Origin of the sequence: Sphingopyxis sp. UBA6723 (assembly GCF_002454115.1) — a bacterium.
GTDB lineage: Bacteria > Pseudomonadota > Alphaproteobacteria > Sphingomonadales > Sphingomonadaceae > Sphingopyxis.
Window position 1 is genome coordinate 131116 of the sequence record NZ_DKIH01000013.1, and the last position, 20260, is coordinate 151375.

Annotated in this window: 25 protein-coding genes; 20 read left to right on the top strand and 5 right to left on the bottom strand. The window is 62.8% G+C overall.

The window, feature by feature from the left end; all coding sequences use genetic code 11:
- Window positions 1-64: 64 nt before the first annotated feature.
- A complete protein-coding gene (locus tag B4F07_RS13955) occupies window positions 65-508 on the bottom strand; it encodes a cell division protein ZapA (protein WP_293697138.1) in 444 nt (147 codons plus the stop codon).
- Window positions 501-707 carry a hypothetical protein gene (locus tag B4F07_RS13960; RefSeq protein ID WP_293697135.1) on the bottom strand — a complete coding sequence of 69 codons (207 nt, stop codon included), beginning with the start codon at window positions 705-707 and terminating at the stop codon, window positions 501-503. Before B4F07_RS13960 ends, B4F07_RS13955 begins: the two co-directional genes overlap by 8 nt.
- Window positions 708-875: 168 nt before the next feature.
- Between B4F07_RS13960 and tkt the strand changes: the two genes are divergently transcribed.
- The 6 genes from tkt (at window position 876) to B4F07_RS13990 (ending at window position 7392) form a co-directional block, all read left to right on the top strand.
- On the top strand, window positions 876-2843 hold the full coding sequence (gene tkt, locus B4F07_RS13965) for a transketolase (protein WP_293697132.1): 1968 nt from the start codon (window positions 876-878) through the stop codon (window positions 2841-2843).
- A gap of 36 nt (window positions 2844-2879) precedes the next feature.
- Window positions 2880-3887 carry a type I glyceraldehyde-3-phosphate dehydrogenase gene (gap, locus tag B4F07_RS13970; RefSeq protein WP_293697130.1) on the top strand — a complete coding sequence of 336 codons (1008 nt, stop codon included), beginning with the start codon at window positions 2880-2882 and terminating at the stop codon, window positions 3885-3887.
- 18 nt (window positions 3888-3905) lie between these two features.
- A complete protein-coding gene (locus B4F07_RS13975) occupies window positions 3906-5102 on the top strand; it encodes a phosphoglycerate kinase (RefSeq protein WP_293697127.1) in 1197 nt (398 codons plus the stop codon).
- Window positions 5099-5740 carry a TIGR02466 family protein gene (locus B4F07_RS13980; RefSeq protein WP_293697124.1) on the top strand — a complete coding sequence of 214 codons (642 nt, stop codon included), beginning with the start codon at window positions 5099-5101 and terminating at the stop codon, window positions 5738-5740. Before B4F07_RS13975 ends, B4F07_RS13980 begins: the two co-directional genes overlap by 4 nt.
- A gap of 107 nt (window positions 5741-5847) precedes the next feature.
- Window positions 5848-6717, top strand: coding sequence for a fructose bisphosphate aldolase (locus B4F07_RS13985; RefSeq protein ID WP_293697507.1), 870 nt, complete (start codon window positions 5848-5850; stop codon window positions 6715-6717).
- An 18-nt stretch (window positions 6718-6735) separates the two neighbouring features.
- Window positions 6736-7392, top strand: a complete 657-nt coding sequence (locus tag B4F07_RS13990; RefSeq protein WP_293697121.1) for an O-methyltransferase — start codon at window positions 6736-6738, stop codon at window positions 7390-7392.
- 113 nt (window positions 7393-7505) lie between these two features.
- Here B4F07_RS13990 and B4F07_RS13995 read toward each other — a convergent pair whose 3' ends face one another.
- Window positions 7506-7898: a hypothetical protein gene (locus B4F07_RS13995; RefSeq protein WP_293704862.1), complete on the bottom strand. Its 393-nt coding sequence runs from the start codon at window positions 7896-7898 to the stop codon at window positions 7506-7508.
- 44 nt (window positions 7899-7942) lie between these two features.
- On the opposite strand from B4F07_RS13995, the gene thiE reads away from it, so the two are divergent.
- From thiE to B4F07_RS14010, 3 genes are all read left to right on the top strand, one after another.
- A complete protein-coding gene (thiE, locus tag B4F07_RS14000; RefSeq protein ID WP_293697115.1) occupies window positions 7943-8581 on the top strand; it encodes a thiamine phosphate synthase in 639 nt (212 codons plus the stop codon).
- Between the two features lie 351 nt (window positions 8582-8932).
- Window positions 8933-9496: an elongation factor P gene (gene efp, locus B4F07_RS14005; protein WP_293697112.1), complete on the top strand. Its 564-nt coding sequence runs from the start codon at window positions 8933-8935 to the stop codon at window positions 9494-9496.
- 120 nt (window positions 9497-9616) lie between these two features.
- The gene (locus tag B4F07_RS14010; protein WP_293697109.1) at window positions 9617-10435 is read left to right on the top strand and encodes an inositol monophosphatase family protein; all 819 of its coding nucleotides are present in this window, start codon (window positions 9617-9619) and stop codon (window positions 10433-10435) included.
- On the opposite strand, the gene B4F07_RS14015 is transcribed toward B4F07_RS14010, so the two are convergent.
- Window positions 10421-10921 carry a YbjN domain-containing protein gene (locus tag B4F07_RS14015; RefSeq protein WP_293697107.1) on the bottom strand — a complete coding sequence of 167 codons (501 nt, stop codon included), beginning with the start codon at window positions 10919-10921 and terminating at the stop codon, window positions 10421-10423. The genes B4F07_RS14010 and B4F07_RS14015 overlap by 15 nt on opposite strands.
- A 217-nt stretch (window positions 10922-11138) precedes the next feature.
- Window positions 11139-11627 (bottom strand): YbjN domain-containing protein, encoded by a 489-nt coding sequence (locus B4F07_RS14020; RefSeq protein WP_293697104.1) that lies wholly within the window; start codon window positions 11625-11627, stop codon window positions 11139-11141.
- Window positions 11628-11845: 218 nt separating this feature from the next.
- Between B4F07_RS14020 and B4F07_RS14025 the strand changes: the two genes are divergently transcribed.
- From B4F07_RS14025 to nuoG, 11 genes are all read left to right on the top strand, one after another.
- Window positions 11846-12220: an NADH-quinone oxidoreductase subunit A gene (locus B4F07_RS14025; protein ID WP_088441761.1), complete on the top strand. Its 375-nt coding sequence runs from the start codon at window positions 11846-11848 to the stop codon at window positions 12218-12220.
- A gap of 29 nt (window positions 12221-12249) precedes the next feature.
- Window positions 12250-12783, top strand: coding sequence for a NuoB/complex I 20 kDa subunit family protein (locus tag B4F07_RS14030; protein WP_293697505.1), 534 nt, complete (start codon window positions 12250-12252; stop codon window positions 12781-12783).
- On the top strand, window positions 12783-13688 hold the full coding sequence (locus B4F07_RS14035) for an NADH-quinone oxidoreductase subunit C (RefSeq protein WP_293697093.1): 906 nt from the start codon (window positions 12783-12785) through the stop codon (window positions 13686-13688). The genes B4F07_RS14030 and B4F07_RS14035 overlap by 1 nt, the downstream gene beginning before the upstream one ends.
- 35 nt (window positions 13689-13723) lie before the next feature.
- Window positions 13724-14941, top strand: coding sequence for an NADH-quinone oxidoreductase subunit D (locus B4F07_RS14040; RefSeq protein ID WP_293697503.1), 1218 nt, complete (start codon window positions 13724-13726; stop codon window positions 14939-14941).
- Window positions 14941-15120: a hypothetical protein gene (locus B4F07_RS14045; protein WP_293697090.1), complete on the top strand. Its 180-nt coding sequence runs from the start codon at window positions 14941-14943 to the stop codon at window positions 15118-15120. The genes B4F07_RS14040 and B4F07_RS14045 overlap by 1 nt, the downstream gene beginning before the upstream one ends.
- Window positions 15113-15787, top strand: a complete 675-nt coding sequence (locus B4F07_RS14050; RefSeq protein WP_293697087.1) for a complex I 24 kDa subunit family protein — start codon at window positions 15113-15115, stop codon at window positions 15785-15787. Before B4F07_RS14045 ends, B4F07_RS14050 begins: the two co-directional genes overlap by 8 nt.
- A 106-nt stretch (window positions 15788-15893) precedes the next feature.
- A complete protein-coding gene (gene nuoF, locus B4F07_RS14055; RefSeq protein WP_293697084.1) occupies window positions 15894-17186 on the top strand; it encodes an NADH-quinone oxidoreductase subunit NuoF in 1293 nt (430 codons plus the stop codon).
- A complete protein-coding gene (locus B4F07_RS14060) occupies window positions 17183-17383 on the top strand; it encodes a hypothetical protein (RefSeq protein ID WP_293697081.1) in 201 nt (66 codons plus the stop codon). Before nuoF ends, B4F07_RS14060 begins: the two co-directional genes overlap by 4 nt.
- Window positions 17383-17505 carry a hypothetical protein gene (locus B4F07_RS14065; protein WP_293697078.1) on the top strand — a complete coding sequence of 41 codons (123 nt, stop codon included), beginning with the start codon at window positions 17383-17385 and terminating at the stop codon, window positions 17503-17505. Before B4F07_RS14060 ends, B4F07_RS14065 begins: the two co-directional genes overlap by 1 nt.
- The gene (locus B4F07_RS14070; protein WP_293697076.1) at window positions 17502-18131 is read left to right on the top strand and encodes a hypothetical protein; all 630 of its coding nucleotides are present in this window, start codon (window positions 17502-17504) and stop codon (window positions 18129-18131) included. The genes B4F07_RS14065 and B4F07_RS14070 overlap by 4 nt, the downstream gene beginning before the upstream one ends.
- Window positions 18132-20144 (top strand): NADH-quinone oxidoreductase subunit NuoG, encoded by a 2013-nt coding sequence (nuoG, locus tag B4F07_RS14075; protein WP_293697073.1) that lies wholly within the window; start codon window positions 18132-18134, stop codon window positions 20142-20144.
- The last annotated feature ends 116 nt before the right edge of the window (window positions 20145-20260 follow it).

Below are 20260 nucleotides of genomic sequence, written 5' to 3' on the forward strand. Positions count from 1 at the left end.
TTTCGCAAAAGCTCGTGCCGGGCAGTACCCGCCGCCCCATATGTAGGGGCGCGGGCGGACTCGCTCAAGGGATTTGCTCGACTTTCGTCGCCAGCGCCTCGATCCGGTCGGCGATCTGGAGCAGCGCGCGGTCGTTTGCCGGCTTTCGGGCAGGAGGGGATGATGGCGCAGCGCGCAGGGCCTCAAGCTCTTTCAGCGCCGCCTGTTCGCGAATGACTGCCGCGCGTAGTTCATCACGCGCTGCTGCTTCACGGCTTTCCGCGAGCGCTACAGCGGCACGCAGCGAATCAGATTGAGGTTCCGCCTTGTCGGCCTTGCCCTTGGCTTCCTGAGCATCGTCGGCGAGCATCAGTGCGGCAAACAGCAGCTGACGAACCTCGGTTCCGCCTTGGATCCCCCGAGCCTTTTCATCGACGACGGCAGCAAGCTGGAGCAGCTGCGCTTCCTCACCGTCGGCGCAATGGACGTCATAAGGCCGCCCCGCGATCATCAGCCTGACATCAGCCACGATCGGCCTCCGCAATCAGGCGATCGAGTTCGCCGATCACCGCTGCAACCTCCGCCTTCAGGGCCGACTGGTTGGGGGAGGGGGCGGCCATATGCGATGAAAGTCGGCTTGGCTGGGTGGCCAGCGCCATTTCGATACGGCTGAGCGCGCGCTCGATACGGCCGATGGCCAGGCTGGATTCGTCGAGATCGAGTTCCATGGGCGATGGGTAGCAGCGGCGGGGAAGGGGTGCAATTGCCCTGTCGATCCAAAATGCGCCGATTTTCCGTTCGCAGCGGTTGACTCCTGACCCCGCCGCCGCAAAGGGCTGTGCGCATCCAGTCGGGCCGTAGCGTCCGGCGCCTGCCCAGCCATTTCCGGGGGACAAATGACACTGCCCGAACGTCAGCTCGCCAACGCAATCCGCGCGCTTGCGATGGATGCCGTCCAGGCCGCAAACAGCGGTCACCCGGGGATGCCGATGGGCATGGCCGATGTGGCGACGGTGCTCTATTCGGATTATCTGAAATTTGATCCAGCCGATCCGAAATGGGTCGATCGCGACCGATTCGTGCTGTCGGCGGGGCATGGCTCAATGCTCGCTTATGCAACGCTGCACCTTGCAGGCTACGCGCGGCCGACGATCGACGATATCCGCAATTTCCGCCAACTGCACAGCCCGTGCGCGGGGCATCCCGAGAATTTTGAACTCGAAGGCGTCGAAACGACGACGGGACCGCTGGGACAGGGGCTGGCGACCGCGGTGGGTATGGCGATTGCCGAGCGGCATCTGAATGCGATCTATGGCGACGATCTGGTCGATCACCGCACTTGGGTGGTTGCCGGCGACGGCTGCCTGATGGAGGGCATCAACCACGAAGCCATCGGGCTGGCGGGGCATTTGCAGCTCGGTCGGATGATCGTGCTGTGGGATGACAACAAGATCACCATCGACGGATCGACGGACCTTTCGACGAGCGAGGACATCGCGGCGCGTTACGCGGCGACCGGATGGCATGTCGAAAGCTGCGACGGGCATGATCCCGCCGACATTCGCCGCGCGATCGAAGCCGCGCTTGCCGATCCGCGCCCGTCGCTGATCGCATGCAGGACGATCATCGGCTTTGGAGCGCCCAACAAGCAGGGCACGTCGGCAACGCACGGCGCCCCGCTGGGCGCCGAAGAGATCGCCGCGGCGCGCAACGAACTTGGCTGGACCGCCGAGCCTTTCGATATTCCCGCGGACGTTGCTTCAGCATGGGCAGGGTTCGGCGAAAAGGGCAAGGCGCTTCATGCCGAATGGAATGATCGCCTTGCAAGCAGCGAAAAGCGCAAGGAATTTTCTGCTCGACTGAGCGGTAATGTCGTTCCGGGCGATGCGTTCAAGGCCTATCTCGACGGTCTTGTTGCCGAGCCGCCCAAGGTCGCGACGCGCAAGGCGTCGGAGAACACGCTGAGTGCGCTGACGGCGGATATTGCCGCGCTTGTCGGCGGCAGTGCCGATTTGACGGGTTCGAACAACACCAAAACGTCGTCAACCAAGCCACTGACAAAAGATGATTATTCTGGCCGCTATATCTATTATGGAATTCGCGAATTCGGCATGGCGGCGGCGATGAACGGCATGGCGCTGCACGGCGGTGTCGTTCCCTATGGTGGCACCTTTCTTGTGTTCGCCGATTATTGCCGCGCCGCGATCCGCCTGTCGGCACTTCAGCAGCAGCGCATCGTCTATGTGATGACGCACGACAGCATCGGGCTGGGCGAGGACGGGCCGACGCACCAGCCGATCGAGCATCTGCAATCGCTGCGCGCTATGCCGAACCTGCTCGTGATGCGCCCAGCCGATGCGGTCGAAACCGCCGAATGCTGGGCGCTGGCGCTGGCACAACAGGATCGGCCGTCGCTGCTCGCGCTGACCCGTCAGAACCTGCGGCCGCTGCGTCATGACGTCACGGAAAATCTTTGTGCGAAAGGCGGTTACCGCCTGCGGGCTGCCTCAGCCGCACGCAAGGTTGTGCTGGTCGCCACGGGTTCGGAAGTGTCGCTCGCGATGGATATTGCCGACAAGCTTGAGGCCGCCGGTCATGGCGCCGACGTTGTGTCGATGGTATCGACCGAGCTGTTCGACGAACAGGATGCCGCCTATCAGGCAAACATCCTGCCGAGCGATGTGCTGACCGTCTCGATCGAGGCCGGCACGACCTTTGGCTGGGAACGCTATACCGGCCGCGATGGCCTGCGGTTCGGCATCGACAGTTTTGGCGCCTCGGCGCCGATTGATGATCTCTACGCGCATTTCGGCCTGACCGTCGACGCAATCACCCCCCAGATTCTGGCAAAGCTCGGCCATTGAGGACCGGCTAGCCCTCCGCAGAAAGGACATTTCGACATGGCAGTGAAGGTTGCAATCAACGGTTTCGGACGCATCGGCCGTAACGTGGCGCGCGCTATATTGGAGCGTAAAGACCATGATCTGGAACTGGTGTCGATCAATGATTTGGGCGACGCCAAGGCGAATGCCCGTTTGCTCCGCCATGACTCGGTGCATGGTCCCTTCCAGGGTACGGTCGAAATAGACGGCAACGATCTGATCATCAACGGCAAGCGTATCCAGGTGACCGCCGAGCGCGATCCCGCGGCGCTGCCCCATGCCGCCAACGGCATCGACATCGTGATGGAATGCACCGGCTTCTTCACCAACAAGGCAGGCGGCCAGAAGCATCTCGACGCCGGCGCCAAGCGCGTGCTGATCTCGGCGCCCGCCAAGGAAGTGGACCTGACGGTTGTTTACGGCGTTAACGATGACAAGATCACGGCCGATCACCTGATCATCTCGAACGCGTCGTGCACGACTAACTGCCTCGCGCCCTTTGCCAAGGTGCTGCACGAAGCGATCGGTATCGAGCGCGGTCTCATGACCACGATCCACGCCTATACCAATGACCAGAAGATCCTCGACCAGATCCATGACGATCCGCGCCGCGCCCGCGCGGCCGCGATGTCGATGATCCCGACCTCGACCGGCGCTGCGGTAGCTGTTGGCCTGGTGCTGCCCGAACTCAAGGGCAAGCTCGACGGTTCGTCGATCCGTGTTCCGACTCCGAATGTTTCGGTGGTGGACCTGACCTTCACGCCGCTCCGCGAAACCACCAAGGAAGAAGTCAACGCGCTGCTGAAGGCGGCCGCCGAAGGCCCGCTGAAGGGCGTGCTTGGCTACACCGACGAGCCGCTGGTTTCGATCGACTTCAACCATAATGCCGCCAGCTCGACGATCGACGCGCTCGAAACCGCGGTGATCGACGGTAAGCTTGTGCGCGTGCTCAGCTGGTACGATAATGAATGGGGCTTCTCGAACCGCATGATCGACACCGCGGGCGTGATCGCCAAATTCCTCTAAAGCCCAAAGGAAACGTCGATGACCGCGTTCAAGACCCTCGACGACATCGGTGACGTCACCGGCAAACGCGTGCTTGTGCGCGTCGACCTGAACGTCCCGATGATCGACGGCGCGGTCGGCGACAAAACGCGGATCGAGGCGGCGAGGCCGACGATCCGCGAGCTGGCCGACAAGGGCGCGATCGTGCTGTTGCTGGCACATTTCGGTCGACCGAAGGGCGCGAAGAACCCGACCCAGTCGCTCAGCCTTGTCATGGGCGGGGTCGAGGATGTGCTCGGCCATTCGGTGATGTTCATTCCCGAATGTATCGGTGAAGGCGCGAAAGCGGGCATCGCGGTGCTTGCCGCGGGCGATGTTGCAGTGTTGGAAAACACGCGCTTCTACCCCGGCGAGGAAACGAACGACCCGGCCTTTGCCGACGCCTTGGCCGAAAACGGTGATCTTTACGTCAACGACGCCTTTTCGGCGGCGCACCGCGCGCATGGGTCGACCGAGGGTATCGCCCGGCGGCTGCCCGCTTATGCAGGCCGCGCGATGGAGGCCGAGTTGAAGGCGCTCGACGCTGCGCTCGGCAATCCGGCGCATCCGGTCGCCGCGGTCGTCGGCGGCGCCAAGGTATCGAGCAAGATCGATGTGCTGCGCCATTTGGTGAGCAAGGTTGATCATCTCATCATCGGTGGCGGGATGGCGAACACCTTCCTCGCTGCGCGCGGGGTCGATGTCGGCAAATCCCTGTGCGAGCATGAGCTAGTCGATACCGCCAACGCGATTTTTGACGCGGCCGATGCCTCGGGCTGTACGATCCACCTGCCGTACGACGTCGTAGTGGCAAAGGAGTTTGCGCCCAACCCCCCGACCCGCACCGTCAACGTTCACGAAGTTGCCGCCGACGAGATGATCCTCGACATCGGCCCTGCGGCGACCGAGGCGCTGGCGGATGTGCTGAAAAATTGCCGTACCTTGGTGTGGAACGGCCCGCTCGGCGCATTCGAGACCCCGCCGTTCGACACCGCGACGGTTGCATTGGCCAAGACGGCCGCGGCGCTGACCCGCGAGGGTTCGCTGATCTCCGTTGCCGGGGGCGGCGATACTGTCGCAGCGCTCAACCATGCCGGGGTCGGAAAGGATTTTACCTTTGTTTCGACCGCCGGCGGCGCCTTCCTCGAATGGATGGAAGGCAAGCCCCTGCCGGGTGTGGATGCACTGTCCCAATGACCGCGCAGGTGGTCGGCCTTTTCGACACCCCTGTCGTGGTAGACGACCTGCCGGACGCCGCGACCATCAATGCTGCGCTGCGGCCGCTGATCCTGGCGCGCCGGGCGGCTAAACCTGGTGTGACCATGTCGAATATCGGCGGTTGGCAGTCAGAACATGACGTCGCCGAATGGGGCGGCGAACCGGTGCAGCATCTGCTGCGGCATGTATTCGCACTGGCGAACGCCCATTGTGTCGATATTATTTCGCCTAATGTGCTGCGACACCGCTGGACGACCGATATTTGGGTCAATGTGTCGCCGCCGCAGGCGTCGAACCAGATGCACACCCATCCCGGCGCCTTTTGGTCGGCCGTTTATTATGTCGACGACGGATCGGATACGGGCGACGGAGCGATTGGCGGCGAACTGGTAATCGAAGATCCGCGAATGCCGATGGTGTTGATGACGATGCCCAATTTGCGCCTGCGCAACTCGAACGGATCGGTTCACGAGCCGCAGTTGAAGATGAAGGTGCGGAGCGGGCGGATCATCATGTTCCCATCATGGTTGAGCCACGGAGTGATGCCACACCAAGGGATGCGCGACCGCATTTCGATTGCGATCAACCTGCTCGCCATCCCCTTGAATCCGGCCTGACAAGGCAACGAACCCCGCGCATTGCATCCCGCTCGCCGCGCCGCTATGCGCACCGCCACATACGTATGCAAACCATCGGAGACGTTATGACGACCGCCAATGCCGCCATGCTGGACCAGATCAAATCGGGGCAGGGTTTTATCGCCGCGCTCGACCAGAGCGGCGGATCGACGCCGAAGGCGCTGAAGGGCTATGGCATCGAAGCCGACGCTTTTTCGAATGATGGGGAAATGTTCGGCCTGATCCACGCGATGCGCAGCCGCATCGTCACCGCGCCATGCTTCAACGGTGAAAAGGTGATCGGTGCGATCCTGTTCGAGCGGACGATGGATGGTGACGCCGATGGCAAGCCGGTGCCGACAGTGCTTTGGGAGCGCGGCGTGGTGCCGTTTCTGAAGGTCGATAAGGGTCTGGAAGACGAAGTTAACGGTGTCCAGCTGATGAAGCCCAACCCCGATCTCGATGCCCTGTGCCAGCGCGCCGTTGCCAAGGGCGTGTTCGGGACCAAGATGCGCAGCGTCATCAATCTTGCCAATCCGGCTGGGGTCAAGGCGATCGTCGAACAGCAGTTCGCCGAGGCCAAACGCATTGCGTCGCATGGGCTGGTGCCGATCATCGAACCCGAGGTGAACATCAAAAGTGTCGAGCGCGATGCCGCCGACCGCCTGTTGCTGAACGAACTGCTGGCAGCGCTGGATGCGTGGGACGGCGCGCCGGTCATGCTGAAGCTTTCGCTGCCGACCGAGGCCGGGCTGTTCCAGCCGCTGGTCGACCATCCGAAGGTGCTGCGCGTCGTCGCGCTGTCGGGTGGTTTTGCCCGCCCCGAAGCTTGCGCCGAGCTGGCGAAAAACCCGGGCATCATCGCGAGCTTTAGCCGCGCGCTGCTGGAAGACCTGCGCCACCAGATGAGCGACGACGAGTTCAACACGTCGCTCGGCGGCGCGATCAACGAAATTCACGCGGCTTCGGTAGCCTGATGTGATGGGGCGCCCAAAATGAGTGAGGAGTGGCAAGCCGTCGACAATTACATCGCCGCCAAATTGCTTGGCCACGATGACGCGCTTGCCGCTACCCTCGCGAACAATGCCGACCAAGGCTTACCGCCGATCGATGTGTCCGCGGCGCAGGGCAAGATGCTGTTCCTGCTGGCACCGATCGCCGGTGTCAAACGCATCCTCGAGATTGGCACCCTCGGCGGTTATTCGACGATCTGGCTGGCGCGCGCGCTGCCCGAGGATGGTCGACTGGTAACGCTGGAACTCGAACCGCACCACGCGGCGGTGGCCCGCGTGAACCTGGAACGCGCGGGGGTGTTGGCCAAGGTTGATGGTCGGGTCGGTTCGGCCGTCGAGAGCCTTGCCGCGATGACCGACGAAGCGCCGTTCGATTTCGTCTTCATCGATGCCGACAAGCAGAACAATGCGCATTATGTGCGCGAGGCGATCCGGCTCGGGCGTGCGGGAACAACGATTGTTGTCGACAATGTGGTGCGCGAAGGCGGCGTGCTGGACGTCGAGAGCGACGACGAGCGCATCGTCGGCACCCGGGCGTTATTCGACATGCTGAGCGCTGAACCGCGGCTCGACGCGACCGCGGTGCAGACGGTCGGCGCGAAGAAGTGGGACGGATTCGTGCTGGCGCGGGTGCGCTGATCCCGCCCGCCTTCCAATTTCGTCATTGCGAGGAGCCGAAGGCGACGCGGCAATCCAGGGGCGGCGTAAGGCCGCTCTGGATTGCTTCGCTTCGCTCGCAATGACGAGAGCCTTTAGAGCCCTCCCGCGAAACGGAACGCAAAGCGATAATCCTCCGGTTTCAGCTCGACGTTCGTCACCTTGTCGGGCCGCACTGACTCCAGCGTGATGCTGCCGTCAGCAATCGGCGTCGATTCGCCCAATGTGACTTCAAACGGTTGCTTGTCGCCGTTGCCGCGAAACCACAGCATCTTCACCCGTACCCGGCCTGCCCAGACGCAGCGCGCGTTCATCGGGCAGCGGCTGTCCTCGATCACTTCGACCGGCTGGATGATCGGGCCATCGGCATAGGCTTTCTGGCCGAGCGCCACGTTGCTGGCGTCAGCGAGGGGTGCTCCCCCAGATGTCGTGGCACACGCCGACACGGCAAACGCTGCGAGGATGATCGGGGCGGCGAGGCGGGTCATGTTCTGCATTTGCGGGTTGATGAACGCGTCGCTATGAACCCGCCATGACCCGTATCCCATGCCAGCTTTACCTCATCTCGCCGCTCGACGTCGGCGGTGATTTTCCTGCCCGGTTGACTGCGACGCTCGACGCAGGACCGGTCGCGGCGTTCCAGTTTCGCGTCAAAGGGCTGGAGCAGCACGAAGCAGCGCGGTTGGCCGCGCCGTTGCAAGCGATCTGCGCCGCGCGCGAGGTCGCGTTTATCGTCAACGACGATGTCGCGCTGGCGAAACGGCTGGGCGCCGACGGGGTGCATCTGGGGCAGGGCGACGGCGATCCCCGCGAAGCGCGGCGCGAGCTTGGCCCCAACGCACAGATTGGGGTCACCTGTCACGCCAGCCGCCATATGGCGATGGAAGCGGGCGAGGCGGGGGCGGACTATGTCGCGTTTGGAGCTTTTTATCCGACGACCACCAAGGCGGTCGAGCATCAGGCCGAGCCCGAAATTCTGGAATGGTGGCAGGGGATGTTTGAACTGCCGTGCGTCGCGATCGGCGGCATCACGGTCGACAATGCGCGTGTACTGGTCGATGCGGGGGCCGATTTTCTGGCGGTATCGGGCGGAGTATGGGCGTATCCCGATGGCCCCGCGGCGGCGGTGCAGGCGTTTAACGATCTGCTGAAAGATCAGCCCGCGGGATAGTCGCGCCCCGGCTTTTTCCGCGGGTCGCCAGACGCAATCGGCGGCGCAGCATCCTTGCGCCAGCCAAACAGGCCGGCGCAAGGCGCTGGACGGCGCGGCGGTACGGCGCCGCTACCGTGTGGTCGGGTTGTTACATCGGAAAGATCGATACTCATCATGCTGCCGATATGCCGGGAACAAATGCCTCCATATTGGATCGATACGTCAAATCGGCTTCGGTTCGTCGCTTCTGGCGCTTCGGTCCAATCGGCTTGCCCTTCGGCGCCTGCGCCGCTAAAGGCGCGCACCTGATACCGATGCCCAGCGGGGTGCCGGTTTGCTCTTTCCATCCTTGTCTAGTGAGTGTGCGCGATGAAAATCACCGGCGTTGAAATCCGTCCCGGCAACATTATCGAATTTGAAAAGGGGATCTGGAAGGTCACCAAGATCCAGCACACCCAGCCGGGCAAGGGCGGCGCCTATATGCAGGTCGAAGCCAAGAATCTGATCGACGGGCGTAAGCTCAACAACCGGTTCCGCAGCGCCGACACAGTCGAGAAGGTCCGCCTCGACACCAAGGACTTCCAGTTTCTTTACGCCGAGGGCGAGGATCTGGTGTTCATGGACAAGGATAGTTTCGAGCAAATCAACATCTCGAAGGACGTCGTTGGCGACGCCCACGAGTTCCTGCAGGACGGCATGGATGTCGTGCTCGAACTCTGGGAAGAACGCCCGATTTCGGTCGAGCTCCCCGAAACCATCGAAGCCACGATCGTCGAAGCCGACGCGGTGGTGAAGGGGCAGACGGCATCGTCGTCATACAAGCCCGCGATCCTCGACAATGGCGTACGCGTGATGGTGCCGCCGCACATCACCAGCGGTACCAAGATCGTCGTCCATGTGTACGACCGCGAATATGTCCGCCGCGCCGATTAAGTAACGTAGCTCCCGCGGAGGGCGTTCAGAGGCACGTGACTCTGAACGCGGCCGCTAGCGTTTTACATTGCCGACAGCGGCCCCCGCCTTCGCGGGGGCGACGCGTTGAGGGAAACGAAAATGGCCATATCCGGCATCATCACCGTCATGGAACGCGCCGCGCGCAAGGCGGGGACCAAGCTGCGCCGCGATTTCGGCGAGATCGAACATCTGCAGGTGTCGCAAAAGGGGCCGGCCGATTTCGTGTCGAAGGCCGATCAGGCCGCCGAACGCACCCTCTATGACGAACTCGGCCGCGATCGTCCGGGTTGGGGCTTTGTGCTCGAAGAGGGCGGGATCATTGAGGGTGAGCCGGGCAAACCGCGCTTCATCATCGATCCGCTCGACGGCACCTCGAACTTCCTCCACGCCATCCCGCATTTCGCGATTTCGATCGCGGTGCAGGAGCCCAAGATTGGCGGCGGCTGGGGCGACATCACCTCGTGCCTGATCTATCAGCCGGTAACCGACGAAAGCTATTGGGCCGAACGCGGTCGCGGCGCGTGGCTGCACGACCGCCGCCTGCGCGTCGCGTCGCGGCGTAATCTGAACGAATGTCTGATTTCGACCGGGATTCCGTTCATGGGCCATGGCAATATGCCGCAGTGGAGCCGCATTTTCGGTGCGGTCGCCCCCGAGGTCGCGGGCATCCGGCGCTTCGGTGCTGCCAGCCTGGACCTCGCGTGGGTCGCGGCGGGCCGCTACGACGGCTTCTGGGAAAGCGACCTCAAGATCTGGGACGTCGCCGCGGGCATGTTGCTGGTGCGCGAGGCTGGCGGTTTCGTCAGCGACTTCCGCGGCGGTGACCGCGCGATCGAACGCAGCGAGTTTATCGCGGGCAGCGCCGCGGTGCATTCGAAGCTGCAAAAATTGGTCGCAGGCGCGCTAAGGAACGCTTAATTCCGAAGGTGCTTTGGGCCGCGTCCGATCGATAACGAATTTTCGATAGTCCTCCATCAGATTGGACCAGATGTTGAGACTCAGGCCGACATTCGGCCGCGGAATGCCGCTCGCCCCAAGATTGACATCCATCTCAAGCACCGGGTCGCCCTGCCGGTCGCGATAGGCACGAGCATATCTTTTGGTGCGATTCCATTCGTTCAGGCTTTCGAGCGACATGGATTTTGCATCGCTAAAGGCCAGGAAATACTGCACCGACTGGCATTGTTCGTTCTGAACGCAATTCAGGAAAAACATTCGAAACTTCAGGTCACCATTGTCGATCTGAATATATGGCGCCGCACCGTCGGGAGTCACGATGGTGGCCTCCCACCCTCTTGATTCCAGAATAGCCTTGAAAAGTTGCGGGTCGCTGGCCGTGACCAGTTCGGCCTGCGCCGGGGTCGCGGCCAGCAAAGCTGCCAAAACCGCCGTCCATTTCATCATCGCTTCTCGGTCCTGCTGTGGAGTGTCAGGCGAACACGCCCATGGCCAAGAGCTATCCAATCACGATGAGACGTACCAGATTGGCCGGTGCACCGGGTGCATCGCCGCTTGGCGTCAGGACCCCGGGCGCCGGCAATGATGGCGGATGCATGTGGTCAGACACTGGTCTGACGCCCGACGCCGCGGAACGGCGGGACCAGTGCGCCGCGAGCAGCGGCTATTTGCCGAAAATATACTCCCGGAACGAGTCCATCAGCGACGCCCAAGTGTTGAAGCTTTCACCGACATTTTCCCGCGGGATGCCCGCGAAGTCGAGATCGACGTCCATTTCGAGGACCGGATCACCCTCATCATCCTTGTAGGCGCGGGCGAAGCGTTTGTCCTTGTTCCAGCTGTTGAGTTTGTCGAGCGAGACGTCCTTCGCGTCACTGAACCCCATGTAGAATTGCAGCGTCTTGCAATTCTTCTCGTCGTCGTCGCAATTCATGAACAGCACGAGGAATTTCAACCCGTTGCGGTTGCTTTCGATATAGGGGCTTTCGTCGGGCTTGGTGATCAGCGTGGCGGGCCAGCCCTGCGACTCGACGATGGCCTTGATCGCCTGCGGGTTTTTGGCGTTCACCAGCTCGGCGTGCGCCGGACTCGCGGCCATCGCCGCGGTGGCGGCGGCAAGGGTTAGCGCTGCGCCGAACAAACTGTTTTTCATGACGGTCCTCCCTATCGAATTGTGCGATCCAGACGCGGTAATTCGACCCCCATTGCTCCGGCGTAACACAGCGACAGGGGCTGTCGCCAGCACCCTTTGCGCTTTTGGTCACCGGGCAGGCGAAAATCATGCCCGCAGTGCTTGCGACCAGCGGCAGGCTGGCCTAAAGCGCCCGCATAACGGGTGGCAAACACCTCAAAACAAGACTGCGAGCTCCCATGGTCGATCTGACGCAATATCTGCCGATCCTGATATTCCTGGTCATTGCGGTCGGGTTGTCGTCGGCGTTCGTGTTCCTGCCGATGGGCGTCGCGCGCCTGACCGGCGCGCACAAACCCGACCCGGCCAAGCTGACCGAATATGAATGCGGCTTCCCGGCGTTCGAGGATGCGCGCAGCCAGTTCGACGTGCGCTTCTATCTGGTCGCGATTCTCTTCATCATCTTCGACCTCGAAGCCGCGTTCCTGTTTCCCTGGGCGGTGAGCCTGGAGGAAATCGGCTGGGCGGGTTGGGCTACGATGATGATATTCCTCGCCGAACTTGCGATCGGCCTTGTCTATGCATGGAAGAAAGGGGCGTTGGACTGGGAATGAGCAGCTCGATCATCCTGCCGCCCGGCCAGATGCCGGTTGCAAGCCCTGTCGCTCCGGGGACGAACCCCGACATGGCGTTTTTCGACGACCTCAACAGCGAGGTTGGCGACAAGGGCTTTCTCGTCACCTCGACCGAGGATCTGTTCAACTGGGCGCGTACCGGCTCGCTGTGGTGGATGACCTTTGGCCTTGCATGCTGCGCGGTCGAAATGATCCACGTCAACATGCCGCGGTACGACATGGAGCGTTTCGGCGCCGCACCGCGCGCCTCGCCGCGTCAGAGCGACGTCATGATCGTCGCTGGCACGCTTTGCAACAAGATGGCTCCGGCGTTGCGCCGCGTTTACGACCAGATGTCGAACCCGAAATATGTGATTTCGATGGGTAGCTGCGCTAATGGCGGCGGCTATTATCATTACAGCTATTCGGTGGTGCGCGGCTGTGACCGGATCGTGCCCGTGGACATCTATGTCCCCGGCTGCCCGCCGACCGCCGAAGCCTTGCTCTATGGCGTGATGCAGCTGCAGCGGAAGATCCGCCGCGTCGGGACGATTGAACGCTGATGGCCCACGCCGCTCCCCTGATTGCGCCGCGCGCGACGCTGGCGGCTGAGCTGAAGCAGCTGCTCGGCACCGATCTGCTCGCGCATGATTTCGCTGCTGACGAGGACAGCATCACCGTTGATCGCACCGCGATTGCCGGGGTGATGATCGCGCTGCGCGATAATCTGGAATATCAGCAGCTGATGGAGATCGCTGGGGTCGACTATCCCGACCGCGCCGAGCGGTTCGAGGTCGTCTATCATCTGCTCAGCGTGACGCGGAACCACCGCCTGCGCGTTCGCGTGTCAACCGACGAGTCGACGCCGGTGCCGAGCATCGTGCCGGTGTGGCCCGTCGCGGGCTGGCTCGAGCGCGAAGTGTTCGACATGTATGGCGTGTTGTTTGCGGGCAATCCCGACCTGCGCCGCATCCTGACCGACTATGGGTTCCAGGGGCATCCGCAGCGCAAGGACTTCCCGCTGACCGGCTATATCGAGCTGCGTTACAGCGAAGAGGACAAGCGCGTTGTCTATGAGCCGGTCAAGCTGGCGCAGGATTTCCGCAACTTCGACTTCCTCTCACCGTGGGAAGGCGCTGATTATGTGCTGCCGGGCGATGAGAAGGCTGGCGGTACTGGCGAGGCGCCGGGCAAGGGCGCCCCGACCCCAATGACAGCCAAGGAAGTGAAGGCGTCCGACGACAAGCCCAAGAAGGCTTCGCCGCCGCCGACCCCGAAGACGACCGACAGCCCAGCGCAGACGGGGGCAGGTGCCAAGGTCAACAAGGCCGCGTCGAAGACGAGCCGCGACGGCGCGAAGTCCAAAGTCGCGACCAAAGAGGCGAAGACGCCCGCGACGTCCAAGGCCGAAAAGGCGCCCGCCAAGCCGCGCGCGCCGCGCAAGCCCAAGACGGGAGGTGACGCATGACCGACACCCCGACCATCCGCCACCACGGCGGCGACATGTTCGAAGGCTATCCGGTCGACACCGCGAACACCGCGGGCGATCAGGCCGTCACCAACTACACGATCAACTTCGGCCCGCAGCACCCTGCGGCGCATGGGGTGCTACGCCTCGTACTGGAACTCGACGGCGAGATTATCGAGCGCGTCGATCCGCACGTCGGGTTGCTGCATCGCGGCACCGAAAAGCTGATCGAATATAAGACCTATTTGCAGGCGTTGCCCTATTTCGACCGGCTCGATTATTGCTCGCCGCTCGGCATGGAGCACAGCTATGTGCTCGCGATCGAGAAATTGCTCGACCTCGAAGTCCCGGCGCGCGCGCAATATCTGCGGACGATGTTCGCCGAGCTGACGCGCATCTGCAACCACATGCTCAATATCGGCAGCCACGTCATGGACGTCGGCGCGATGACCCCGAACCTGTGGGTGTTCGAGTTGCGCGAAGATTGCCTGAACTTCTTCGAGCGCGCCTCAGGCGCGCGTATGCACAGCGCGTATTTCCGTCCCGGCGGCGTCCATCAGGACGTTCCGGAAAAGCTGCTCGTCGACATCGGCGAATGGGTTGAAACGCGGCTGCCGAAGCTGTTCGGCGACGCGATGAGCCTGGTCATCGACAACCGCATCTTCAAGCAGCGCAACGTCGACATCGCGACGGTGAGCAAGGAAGACGCACTGGCATGGGGTTTCTCTGGCCCGATGATCCGCGGCAGCGGCATCGCATGGGATCTGCGCAAGTCGCAGCCTTATGACGCCTATGCGAAGATGGAATTCGACATTCCCGTCGGCACGCGCGGCGATTGCTACGACCGCTTCATGGTGCGTGTCGAGGAGGTCTATCAGTCGGCGAAGATCATCAAGCAGTGCCTGCGCGACATGCCCACCGGCCCGATCGCCAGCCTTGACCGCAAGGTCGTCCCGCCGAAGCGCGGCGAGATGAAGCAGTCGATGGAATCGCTGATCCATCACTTCAAGCTCTACACCGAAGGCTTCCACGTCCCCGCGGGCGAAGTCTATGTGGCGACCGAAAGCCCGAAGGGCGAATTCGGCGTCTATCTGGTCAGCGACGGCACCAACAAGCCGTACCGCTGCAAGATCCGCCCGACGGCGTTTTCGCATCTGCAGGCGATGGACATGATGTCGAAAGGCCACATGCTGGCCGACACCACCGCGATCATCGGCGCGATCGACGTGGTGTTCGGGGAGTGTGACCGGTAATGCTGCGCGAGCTCGCCATTCTCGTCTTGGTGATCGCAGGCTTTGCGTCTGCGGTGGCGGCCTATCTCGCCGCCTTTCATGGCGAGGTAACGATAAAGGAAGTCGTCTCGACCGCATTTGCCGCGACGCTCGGCATGTATGTCGGACGATATATTGAACGAGGTCTGGCCCGTGGCTGACGCACCCCAAATCCCCGACGAAGCCGAAACCCGCGCGCGCTGGGGCGCTTTTGCGTGGACGGCGGAAAATGCCGCGAAGGCGAAGGCGGTCATCGCGCGCTACCCCGCGGGACGCCAGCGTTCGGCGGTGATGCCGCTGCTCGACCTTGCGCAGCGGCAGGTCGGCGCCGAGACGCAGACGCAGGGCTGGTTGCCCGTGCCGGTGATCGAATTTGTCGCGGCGCAGCTCGATATGCCGTTCATGCGCGCTTATGAGGTCGCGTCCTTTTACACGATGTACAATCTGGTGCCGGTTGGCCGTTATCATGTGCAGGTGTGCGGCACGACGCCGTGCCTGCTGCGCGGGTCGGACGATGTGATGGCGGCGTGCAAGAACCGCGGCATGACCAAGGGCAAGACGACGCCTGACGGCCTGTTCACACTGACCGAGGTCGAGTGCATGGGCACCTGCACCAACGCGCCGATGGTGCAGATCAACGACGATAATTACGAAGACCTCGATTTCGACCGCATGGCCGCGATCCTCGACGCGCTGGCGGCGGGCGAGAGCCCGAAGGCGGGGACGCAGATTGCGGGGCGTCACACGAGCGAGCCTGAGGGCGGGCCGACGACGTTGAAAGAGATGGTCAAGGCGAACCATGATTATCGGAAGGAGTGGTCAGCATGACCTACGCTTCATTCCTTCGTCATGCCGGACTTGATCCGGCATCCAAGACCGCGTGCGTCGCTTGGACCCCGGATCAAGTCCGGGGTGACGATGTAGGGGAAGGCGCATGAGCCTCCAAGACAAGGACCGCATCTTCACCAACATCTACGGGTTCCAGCCGTGGAACCTGAAATCGGCGCAGATGCGCGGCGATTGGGACAAGACCAAGGATCTGATGAAGCGCGGCCAGGACGCGATCATCGAGGAGATCAAGGCGTCGGGGCTGCGCGGTCGCGGTGGGGCGGGTTTCCCGACCGGCCTCAAATGGTCGTTCATGCCGAAGGAGCCGCGCGCCGACCGCCCGAGCTTCCTCGTCATCAACGCCGATGAATCCGAACCCGGTTCGTGCAAGGACCGCGAAATCATCCGCCACGACCCGCACAAGCTGATCGAAGGCGCGCTGATCGCGGGCTTCGCGATGCGCGCACGCGCCGCTTATATCTATATCCGCGGCGAGTTTATCCGCGAGGCGGAAACGCTCTTCGCCGCGGTGCAGGAGGCGTATGACGCCGGCCTGCTGGGCAAAAACGCGGCCAAGTCGGGCTATGACTTCGACGTCTTCGTCCACCGCGGCGCCGGCGCCTATATCTGCGGCGAAGAAACCGCGATGATCGAAAGCCTTGAGGGAAAGAAGGGCCAGCCTCGCCTGAAGCCTCCCTTTCCGGCGGGTGCAGGGCTTTATGGCTGCCCGACGACGGTCAACAATGTCGAGAGCATCGCGGTCGTCCCGACGATCCTGCGCCGCGGCGCGCCGTGGTTCTCGTCTTTCGGGCGCGAGAATAACAAGGGCACCAAGCTTTTCCAGATTTCGGGCCACGTCAACACGCCGTGCGTCGTCGAGGAAGAGATGAGCATCCCGTTCCGCGAACTGATCGACAAGCATTGCGGCGGCATCCGCGGCGGCTGGGACAATCTGCTCGCGGTGATCCCCGGCGGATCGTCGGTGCCGCTCGTTCCGGCGGCGGAAATTATGGACTGCCCGATGGACTTCGACGGGCTCAAAGCCGTCGGATCGGGGCTCGGCACCGCCGCCGCGATCGTGATGGACAAGTCGACCGACGTCGTTCAGGCGATCAGCCGCATCAGCTATTTCTACAAGCATGAAAGTTGTGGCCAGTGCACCCCGTGCCGCGAAGGCACCGGCTGGATGTGGCGCGTGATGGAACGCCTGCGCACCGGCGATGCCGACATTAGCGAGATCGACACGCTGTACGACGTGACCAAACAGGTCGAAGGCCACACCATCTGCGCGCTCGGCGATGCGGCGGCGTGGCCGATTCAGGGGCTGATCAAGCATTTCCGGCCCGAACTGGAGCGGCGTATTCGCGACAATGGCGGTGTGCTGGAGGCGGCGGAGTGAGTGACGCCGAGATCAAGAGCCTCGTGCTGCTTGCCTTCGTGCTGATGCTCGCATTCGGCGTGCGCGTCCTTTGGGGCAAGCGCGGGCTGCGGCCGTCGGCCAAAAATGGCTGGCGGAAAGCCGACAGCTCGAATTCGGGGCGTTTTTTTGATGATCAAGGCGCCGGCGGCGACCCGACGGCGGACGGAGCAGATTGATGCCTAAAGTCACCGTAGATGGCGTCGAAATCGATGTCCCGCAGGGCGCTACCGTCCTGAAGGCGTACGAACTGGAGCGGCGTATTCGCAACAGTGGCGGCGTGCTGGAGGCGGCGGAGTGAGCAAAGCTAACGCCGTCATATTGCTGTTGGGCGCCGCGGTCGGTATTTCCAGTCCGGCGGCCGCGCAATTCGACCATCCACCCGAGATGCGGAAAGGCGGATCGGTCGATCGCAAATTTATGTCCACCGCCAGATGTTTGGTCGATGGCCAACCGTCGCGAGCTGAGCACTTGTTGACGGCCGAACCGGGCAGTGAGGCGGAAAGCAAAGCACTTCTTGAAATAGTCCGCGCAGCGCCTTTTTGCGCTGAGGACAGAAGTATGACGCGCGCGCCGACCACCACTTGGCGCGGCGCGATAGCTGAGGCCGTCTATATTCACGGCTCTGATCGAGCGCGGCCCTCGTCGATCTCCGTAGCAAGCGGCCGGCCTGGTTGGCTTGCCTCGCCGGGTGCCACACTTTTCGCGGTTGCCCAATGTGCTGTCGAACGTGCGCCCATCGAGGCGGATCGGCTGATACGGACAAAGTGGCGGTCAGCGGAGGAAGCAAGCGCAGTGGGTGATTTGCTGCCCACGCTGCGCGCCTGTGGCAATGGCGCCAAGGCGAATTTCGACCGGGTGTCAATTCGCGGCACGATCGCCGAGGGGCTTGTTCGAGCGCAGGGCGCCGCCGAGGGAAATAAGTAGATGCCTAAAGTCACCGTAGATGGCGTAGAAATCGACGTTCCGCAGGGCGCGACCGTTTTGCAGGCGTGCGAGCTGGCGGGGAAGGAAATCCCGCGCTTTTGCTACCACGAACGACTGTCGATCGCCGGCAATTGCCGTATGTGCTTGGTCGAGGTTGCCCCCGGCCCGCCGAAGCCGCAGGCGTCGTGCGCGCTGCCGACTGCCGAGGGGCAGATCATCAAGACCGACAGCCCGATGGTGAAAAAGGCGCGCGAAGGGGTGATGGAGTTCCTGCTCATCAACCACCCGCTCGACTGCCCGATCTGCGACCAAGGCGGCGAGTGCGATTTGCAGGACCAGAGCATCGCCTATGGCCGCGGCGCAACGCGCTATGACGAGAATAAGCGCGCGGTGACCGAGAAATATATGGGGCCGATCGTCAAGACGGTGATGACCCGCTGTATCCAGTGCACGCGCTGCGTCCGCTTTGCCGAGGAAGTCGCCGGGGTCGAGGACATTGGCGCGATCGGGCGCGGCGAGAATATGCAGATCACGTCGTATCTGGAACGCGCTGTCGCGAGCGAGTTGTCGGGCAATGTCGTCGACCTCTGCCCGGTCGGGGCGCTGACCAGCAAACCCTATGCGTTCGAAGCGCGGCCATGGGAACTGACCAAGACGCTGGGCATCGACATGATGGACGCGGTCGGCACCAATGTGCGCATCGACGCGCGCGGGCGCCAGGTGCTTCGCGTGCTGCCGCGGATCAACGACGATGTGAACGAGGAATGGGCGAGCGACAAGACGCGCCACCATGTCGACGGCCTGACTCGCCGCCGCCTCGACCGGCCCTATGTGCGCAAGGACGGCCAGCTAGTCGAAGCGACGTGGGCCGAGGCGTTCGAAGCGATCAAGGCGGTCAACGCCGGTAAGTCGGTCGCGGCGATTGCGGGCGATCTGTCGGATTGCGAAACGATGTTTGCGGCGAAGGCGCTGGTCAATGCGCTTGGCTCGACCTTGCTCGAAGGCCGCCAGACCGGGCTCGACTATGACGTCTCCAGCCTGTCGGCGGTAAATTTCAACACCGGTATCGCCGAGGCCGAAAATGCCGACGTGATCCTTCTGGTCGGCACCAACCTGCGCTGGGAAGCGCCGCTGATCAACACGCGCATCCGTAAGGCGGTGTGGAAGAAGGGCGCGAAGGCTTTCGCGGTCGGTCCCGAGAAGGACCAGACGTATAAGGTCAGCTGGCTCGGCGACGATGCCTCGCTGGTGGCCAAGCTGCCCGCAGCGGCGCTTGACGCGCTGAAGGGCGCCGAACGCCCGCTGATCATCGTCGGCGGCGGCGGCCTTGCCGTCCCCGGCATCCATGGTGCGGCGCTGGCGCTCGCCAAATCGGTGAACGCGGTCAAGGATGGCTGGAACGGCTTTTCGGTCGTCCATATGGCGGCGAGCCGCATGGGTGGGCTGATGCTCGGCTATGCGCAGCCCGGCGGGATCAAGGACATTGTTGCGGCGAAGCCGAAGCTGGCGTTTTTCCTCGGCGCCGACGAGGTCGATTTCACCGGCTTTGCCAAGACGCTGAAGGTCTATGTCGGCCATCATGGTGACAAGGGCGCCCATGCCGCCGACGTCATCCTGCCCGCGGCGGCTTGGCCCGAAAAGGACTTCACCACGGTCAACACCGAGGGCCGCGTCCAGCGCAGCGAAAAGGCGGTGTTCGCACCGGGCGACGCGCGCGAAGACTGGAGCATTTTCCGGGCTTTGGCGGATACGCTGGGCGTGTCGCTTGGCTTCGACAGCTTCGATGCGTGCCGCGCGGCGATGATTGCGGCAGTTCCGGCGCTCGGCGTCGAAGGCGTCGCCGATTACGGCTGGTCGGCCCCCAAACTGCCCGCCAAGCCCGAGGCGCGCGCGATCCCGTCGCCGATCAAGGATTTTTACCTCACCAACGCCATCTGCCGCGCGTCGCCGACGATGCAGCGCTGCTCGGACGAAATTCTCCATGGCGGTGACTATGCGGAGGCCGCGGAATGATGGCGTTCTTTAACCGCCGTGCCCCGGACTTGATCCTGGGCCCAACACCGGACCTATGCTCTTGCCGCTACGGCAGGAGATGGGCCCCTGCCTTCGCAGGGGCGCATGCCATTGAG